Origin of the sequence: Leisingera daeponensis DSM 23529 (assembly GCF_000473145.1) — a bacterium.
Taxonomy (GTDB): Bacteria; Pseudomonadota; Alphaproteobacteria; order Rhodobacterales; family Rhodobacteraceae; genus Leisingera; species Leisingera daeponensis.
The window spans coordinates 269,299-275,981 of sequence record NZ_KI421502.1; the positions used below are offsets into that span (position 1 = coordinate 269,299).

Here is a 6,683-nt window from a genome sequence, read left to right on the forward strand (position 1 = left end):
ATGGCCAGCATGACCATGATCGAGGCCATCCGCGAGGCCCATGACGTCGCGATGGCAGCAGATGACCGCGTCGTCGTCTTCGGCGAGGATGTGGGGTTCTTCGGCGGCGTCTTCCGCTGCACCGCGGGCTTGCAGCAGAAATACGGGAAATCCCGCTGCTTTGACGCGCCGATCAATGAATCGGGCATCGTCGGCACCGCCATCGGCATGGCGGCCTACGGGCTGAAGCCGGTGATCGAGATCCAGTTCGCCGATTACGTCTATCCGGCCTACGACCAGATCGTCTCGGAGGCGGCGCGCCTGCGCCACCGCTCCAACGCCGATTTCACCTGCCCGCTGGTGATCCGCATGCCCACCGGCGGCGGCATCTTCGGCGGCCAGACCCACAGCCAGAGCCCGGAGGCGCTGTTCACCCATGTGTCGGGGCTGAAGGTGGTGGTGCCGTCCAATCCGCGCGACGCCAAGGGGCTGTTGCTGGCCGCCATCGAGGATCCCGATCCGGTGATCTTCCTGGAACCCAAGCGGCTTTATAACGGCCCCTTCGACGGCTACCATGACCGCCCGGTGACCAGCTGGAAAAACCACCCCAAGGGCGAGGTGCCGGAGGGCGCGGAAATCGTGCCGCTGGGCAAGGCCAGCATCACCCGCGAAGGCGCGGATGTGACCGTTCTGGCCTATGGCACCATGGTCTATGTGGCTGAGGCCGCGGCTGAAGCCAGCGGCATCGACGCCGAGGTGATCGACCTGCGCACGCTGCTTCCGCTTGATCTGGACACGATCCAGGCCTCGGTCGAAAAGACCGGCCGCTGCGTGATCGTGCATGAGGCGACGCGCACCTCAGGGTTCGGCGCCGAACTGATGAGCCTGGTGCAGGAGACCTGTTTTTACCACCTGGAGGCGCCGATCATCCGCGTCACCGGCTGGGACACGCCCTATCCGCACGCGCAGGAATGGGAGTATTTCCCCGGCCCTGCCCGCGTCGGCGAGGCCTTGAAAAAAGTGATGGAGGGCTGACCGGATGGGTGTTTATGCCATGCGACTTCCCGATGTGGGGGAAGGCATTGCCGAGGCGGAGCTGACAGAATGGCACGTCAAGCCCGGCGATATCGTGCGCGAGGACGATATCCTGGCGGCGGTGATGACAGACAAGGCCGCAGTCGAGGTGCCCTCGGCAGTGTCCGGCAAGGTTCTGGAGCTGGGCGGCGAGATCGGCCAGATGATGGCGATCGGCTCGGTGCTGATCCGCATCGAGGTCGAGGGCGAGGGCAACGAGGCCCCCGGCTCGGCGCCGGAAACAGCCAAGGCCAGCGCCCCGGCACCGCAGCCCGCGCCGGATAAAGACGCGGACGCGGGCAAGGATGCGGGCGCGCCGGCGCCGGAAGCGCGGCCAGCGGCACCGGCTCCGGCACCTGCGGCCAAGAAACCCGGCCACCGCCTGCCGCGGCCCGAGGGCAGCAAACCGCTGGCGGCGCCGTCCGTGCGGGCGCGGGCGCGCTCCGAAGGGGTCGACCTGCGCCATGTCCCCGGCACCGGCCCGGGCGGGCGCATCAGCCACGAGGATCTGGACAGCTGGATCGAATCCGGCGGCATCCGCCAGGGCGGCGTCACGCGGGGCCGCAACACCGGCGTCGAGGAGCAGCGCGTCATCGGGATGCGCCGCAAGATCGCCGAGAAGATGGCGCTGTCCAAACGCCATATCCCGCATATCACCATCGTCGAAGAGGTGGAGATGGGCGCGCTCGAAGACCTGCGCGCCGCGCTCAACAAGAAGCACGAGGGCAGCCGCCCCAAGCTGACGCTGCTGCCCTTCCTGATGCGCGCCATCGTCGAGGCGGTGCGCGAACAGCCCGGGCTGAACGCCCGCTACGATGATGAGGAAGGCGTGATCTACCGCCACGGCGGCGTCCATATCGGCGTTGCCACGCAGACGCCCCAGGGGCTGAACGTGCCGGTGCTGCACCACGCCGAGGCAAACAGCCTGTGGGACAACGCAGGCGAGCTTGCCCGTCTGGCCGACGCCGCCCGCGACGGCTCGATCAAGCGTGAGGAGCTGACTGGCGGCACCATCACCATCACCTCGCTCGGGCCGCTTGGCGCGATTGCCACCACCCCGATCATCAACCACCCCGAGGTGGCGATTGTCGGCGTCAACAAGATGCAGATCCGCCCGGTCTGGGACGGCCAGCAATTCCGGCCGCGCAAGATGATGAACCTCTCCTGCTCCTTCGATCACCGGGTGATCGACGGCTGGGACGCGGCGGTCTTTGTGCAGAAACTGAAATCCCTGCTGGAAAATCCGGCCATGCTGTTTGTCGAGGGCTGAATGACTGATCTGAAGTGCAAACTGCTCATCATCGGCGCGGGCCCCGGCGGCTATGTCTGCGCCATCCGCGCGGGCCAGCTGGGGGTCGACACCATCGTGGTGGACGAGGCCAACCCCGGCGGCACCTGCCTGAATGTGGGCTGCATCCCCTCCAAGGCGCTGATCCACGCCGCGGACGAGTTCCACAAGATGAGCCACGCAAGCGAAGGGCCGCTGGGGATCACTGCGGGCAAGCCGGAAATCGACCTGAGCCAGACGGTCGCCTGGAAGGACGGCATCGTGAAGCGGCTGACCGGCGGCGTCAGCGGGCTGATGCGCAAGGCGGGCGTTCGTGTGGTCGAGGGCCGCGCGCGGTTCCTGGACGGCAAGACGGTGGCGGTAAAGAAGGGTGATGAAACCACCCAGATCCGCGCCGAGCGCATCGTGATCGCTTCCGGGTCTGCGCCTGTGGAGCTGCCCTCCCTGCCCTTCGGCGGCGATATCCTGTCCTCGACCGAGGCGCTGTCGCTGCAGGCGGTGCCGGAAACCCTCGCCGTGGTGGGCGCGGGCTACATCGGGCTGGAGCTGGGCACCGCTTTTGCCAAGCTGGGTGCCAAGGTCACCGTGGTTGAGGCCGAGGACCGTATCCTGCCGCTTTACGATCAGGCCCTGACCCGGCCGGTTGCCAAGCGGCTGGAAACCCTGGGTATCAAGGTGATGACCGGCGCCAGGGCCGAAGGCTTTGCCGATGGCGTTCTGAGCACCAGCCAGGGCGAAATCAAGGCCGAGAAAGTCCTGGTCACAGTCGGCCGCCGCCCGCGCATGGACGGCATCGGCGTTGATGAGCTGGCGCTGACCCTGAACGGCCCCTACATCCGGATCGACAAGACCTGCCAGACCTCGATGCGCGGCATCTACGCCATCGGCGACGTCACCGGCGAGCCGATGCTGGCGCACCGGGCCATGGCGCAGGGCGAGATGGTGGCCGAACATGCCGCGGGCCACGCGGTGGAATGGGACAAGCGCGCCATTCCGGCGGTCTGCTTCACCGACCCGGAGATTGTCACCTGCGGCGCTCTGCCGGGCGAGGTGGAGGGCAGCAGCAGCACCGAATTCCCCTTTGCCGCAAATGGCCGCGCCATGACAACAGAGCGCGAGGACGGTTTCATCCGCGTTGTCTGGCGCGATGCCGACAAGGCGGTGCTGGGGCTGCAGGCGGTTGGGGCCGGCGTGTCGGAACTGTCGGCGGCGTTTTCGCTCGCCATCGAAATGGGCGCCTGCCTGGAGGACATCGCGGCAACCATCCACGCGCATCCGACCCAGTCGGAAGGCCTGCAGGAAGCCTGCCTGCGCGCGCTGGGTCACGCGCTGCATATCTAAGGCCGCAGGCCGCCCGGAGCGATCGCAGCGCGGGCGGCCTGTTAACTTGACAAAAGAACTAAGGTAATTTAAGCGTCCGCACGCACCCTGACGGGCGCCTTTCAGCGAGACGCTCCGCGCCATTTGCGCGGCACACAGTCCAGCCATCAACGGATCAACATCCCGGCGCAGCCCGATTCTGCGCCGACGGCTGGAGTGAATTGTGAAGCTGGCTCTGTTTTTTCCAAATGCGCGCGCCCGGCTGGGCGCCTGTATGCTGCTGGCGGCAGCGGCGCTTGCGCCTGCGGCCTGCGCGGCGGATGCGTTTCCGGCGGTTATCGAGCACCGCTTTGGAACAACGATTGTACCGGCCAAACCGCAGCGCATCGTCTCGCTCAGCTACATCGGCCATGATTTCCTGATGGCGCTGGGGGAAAAACCCCATGCCCTGCGCAAGTGGTTCGGCGACCACCCCTATGGCGTCTGGCCCTGGGCGCAGGCGGCCCTGGGCGATGCCAGGCCCATCGTGCTGCAGGGCCAGATCGACATCGAACGCATCGCCGCGATGAAGCCGGACCTGATCACCGGCCAATGGTCCGGCATGAGCGAACGCGAATATGCGCTGCTGTCGCGGATCGCGCCGACCATCCCGCCGATGGCCGCCCACGGCAGCTACGGCTCCCCCTGGCAGGTCATGCTGCGCACCCTGGGCACGGCAACCGGAAACGCTGCCAAGGCCGAACAGATCATCACCCGGATCGAAGGCCGCTTTGCCACGATCCGCGCCGCGCACCCGGAGTGGCAGGGCGCAAGCGCCGTCATGGTCTCGGTCCCCCGGACCGGCGCCTATTCCGCCAGCGACATCCGCGGCCAGTTCCTGGCTGCTCTGGGGTTCACCGTGCCGGAGGTGGAAAACCCGTTTGCGCCTGCAAACGCTTACTATGCCCTGCTTCCCGATGAGGATCTCTCGCCCATCGACACGGATGCGCTGATCTGGATTGACGCACGCGGATCGGCGCCGCGCCTCAAACGCCTGCCGCTGCGCCCTACCCTGCGCGCCTACCGCGAGGGGCGGGAGATCTATGCCGGGCGGCTGCTGTCCTCGGCGCTGTCCCATTCGAGCCCCTTGAGCCTGGATGCCGCGCTGGACCAACTGGTGCCGCAACTGGAGGCGGCGCTGGACGGCGACCCTGGCACCCCCGTTTCCAGCATGGCCGAAGCCGGCCTGCTGCCGGAGGTCCGCTGACATGTCCGTCTCAGCCATCGGTGTGTCTCCGCCACGCCCCGCCGCCAGCCTGCGCGGCCTGCGGCTCACCGGATCCCTGCTGGGACTGGCCATCCTGTCGGCCGCCGCGCTGCGCTTCGGCTTCCGGCCCGCCGGCTGGGACACCGTCTGGGCGGCGCTGACCGCTTACGACCCGGACGATGCCGGCCATATCGTGATCCGCAGCATGCGCCTGCCGCGGCTGGCGGGCGCGGTGCTTGCCGGCGCGGCGCTCGGCATCTCCGGCGCGCTGATCCAGGGGATGACCCGCAACCCGCTGGCCGATCCGGGCCTGCTGGGCATCAACGGCGGCGCCGCGCTTGGCGTGGTGATCTGCATTCTGGGCTTCGGCATCACCGATCCGGCAGCCTTTGTCTGGGTGGCGCTTGGCGGCGCGCTGGCGGCCTCGGTTGCGGTGTTCCTGCTGGGTGGCGGCAGCGGCGCCAGCCCGCTGCGGCTGGTGCTGGCGGGCGCGGCGCTCAGCGCGCTGATCCTGGCGCTGACCCGGGCGCTGCTGCTGGTCAGTTCGCAAACCCTGGATATTTACCGTTTCTGGGTGCTGGGCGGGTTCGACGGCATTGTGCCCGCCACCCTTGTTGCGCTGCTGCCCTTCCTGGCCCTGGGCGCAGGGCTGGCCGCTGTGGCCGCCGCCGGGCTGAACGCGCTGCTGCTGGGCGAGGACACCGCCCGCGGTCTGGGCGTGCGCACCGGGCTGGCGCGGGCCACCGCCGGGAGCGCCATCGTGCTTCTGTGCGGCACCACCGTTGCAATGGCCGGGCCGATTGCCTTTGCCGGGCTGATCGTGCCGCATCTGGCCCGCTGGGCCGCAGGGCCGGACATGCGCTGGACGCTGGCCTTCTCCGCGGTGTTCGGGCCGCTGCTGCTGGTGGCCGCCGATCTGGCCGGACGCCTGCCGCTGTTCGGCGGCAATATGCAGGCGGGCGTGATGACCGCGCTGATCGGCGGGCCGGTGCTGATCTGGATGGTGCGCCGGAACGGAGTGCGCAGCCTATGACCTGGACCTTCCGTTTCGCTGCCCTGTCGGTGCAGATCTCGCGCCGCGCCCTGCTGGCCGGCCTTTGCCTGGCGACCCTGCTGCTGGCCGCCGCCCTGCTGGCAGTGCAGACCGGCAGTTACCCGCTCAGCAGCGGGCAGATGGCCGCGGTGCTGCAAGGCCGGGGCACCGGTATTGAGCAGATGATCCTGCTGGATCACCGGCTGCCGCGGATTGCGGCGGCGCTTGGTGCCGGTGCCGCCTTCGGCCTGGCGGGGGCGATGTTCCAGACGATGCTGCGCAATCCGCTCGCCGCGCCCGATGTGATCGGTTTCAACGCCGGCGCGAGCTGCGGCGCCCTGGCCGCGGTGATCCTGACCGGCGGCATGATGCTGGCGGGCGCCATCGCCGGCGCGGCGCTGGCCGCAGCGCTGGTGCTCCTGCTGAGCTGGAAGGACGGGCTGGCCCCGGGCCGGCTGATCCTGACCGGCATCGGCGCCAGCCTGACACTGACCGCCGCCGCCGATCTGCTGGTCAGCCGCATCGACCCGCAGACCGCCTCCGACCTGCTGAGCTGGCTCACCGGATCGCTGCACAGCCGCAGCTGGGAAGACGCCGCGCGGGTCTGGGCCGGGCTGGCGCTGCTGGCGCCGGTGCTGTGGCGGCTGCACTTCCCGCTGGCGCGGCTGGCGATGGATGACGGCATCGCAACCGGCCTCGGCCTGCCGGTCTCCGGCCTGCGGCTGGCGGTCGCCGGTGCCGGC

6 protein-coding genes are annotated in these 6,683 nt (G+C 68.8%); all 6 read left to right on the top strand.

The features are described from left to right. Positions 1 to 1,014 (top strand): alpha-ketoacid dehydrogenase subunit beta, encoded by a 1,014-nt coding sequence (locus DAEP_RS0121355; protein WP_027246133.1) that lies wholly within the window; start codon positions 1 to 3, stop codon positions 1,012 to 1,014. A gap of 4 nt (positions 1,015 to 1,018) precedes the next feature. After that, positions 1,019 to 2,323 (top strand): dihydrolipoamide acetyltransferase family protein, encoded by a 1,305-nt coding sequence (locus DAEP_RS0121360; protein ID WP_027246134.1) that lies wholly within the window; start codon positions 1,019 to 1,021, stop codon positions 2,321 to 2,323. Further along, entirely contained in the window at positions 2,324 to 3,682 is a 1,359-nt protein-coding gene (lpdA, locus tag DAEP_RS0121365) for a dihydrolipoyl dehydrogenase (protein ID WP_027246135.1), read from the top strand. Positions 3,683 to 3,884: 202 nt separating this feature from the next. After that, positions 3,885 to 4,907 (top strand): ABC transporter substrate-binding protein, encoded by a 1,023-nt coding sequence (locus DAEP_RS0121370; RefSeq protein ID WP_245595141.1) that lies wholly within the window; start codon positions 3,885 to 3,887, stop codon positions 4,905 to 4,907. A gap of 1 nt (position 4,908) precedes the next feature. After that, positions 4,909 to 5,940 (top strand): FecCD family ABC transporter permease, encoded by a 1,032-nt coding sequence (locus DAEP_RS0121375; protein WP_027246137.1) that lies wholly within the window; start codon positions 4,909 to 4,911, stop codon positions 5,938 to 5,940. Continuing rightward, positions 5,937 to 6,683, top strand: a 747-nt coding sequence (locus tag DAEP_RS23140; RefSeq protein WP_036761542.1) for an iron chelate uptake ABC transporter family permease subunit, incomplete at its 3' end; no start/stop codon positions are given. The genes DAEP_RS0121375 and DAEP_RS23140, both read left to right, overlap by 4 nt.

Excerpts from the sequence above, each read along its gene's own strand:
- DAEP_RS0121355 (WP_027246133.1), top strand. The coding sequence starts at position 1 with ATGGCCAGCATGACCATGATCGAGGCCATCCGCGAGGCCCATGACGTC.
- lpdA (WP_027246135.1), top strand. The coding sequence starts at position 2,324 with ATGACTGATCTGAAGTGCAAACTGCTCATCATCGGCGCGGGCCCCGGC.
- DAEP_RS0121375 (WP_027246137.1), top strand. The coding sequence starts at position 4,909 with ATGTCCGTCTCAGCCATCGGTGTGTCTCCGCCACGCCCCGCCGCCAGC.
- DAEP_RS0121360 (WP_027246134.1), top strand. The coding sequence starts at position 1,019 with ATGGGTGTTTATGCCATGCGACTTCCCGATGTGGGGGAAGGCATTGCC.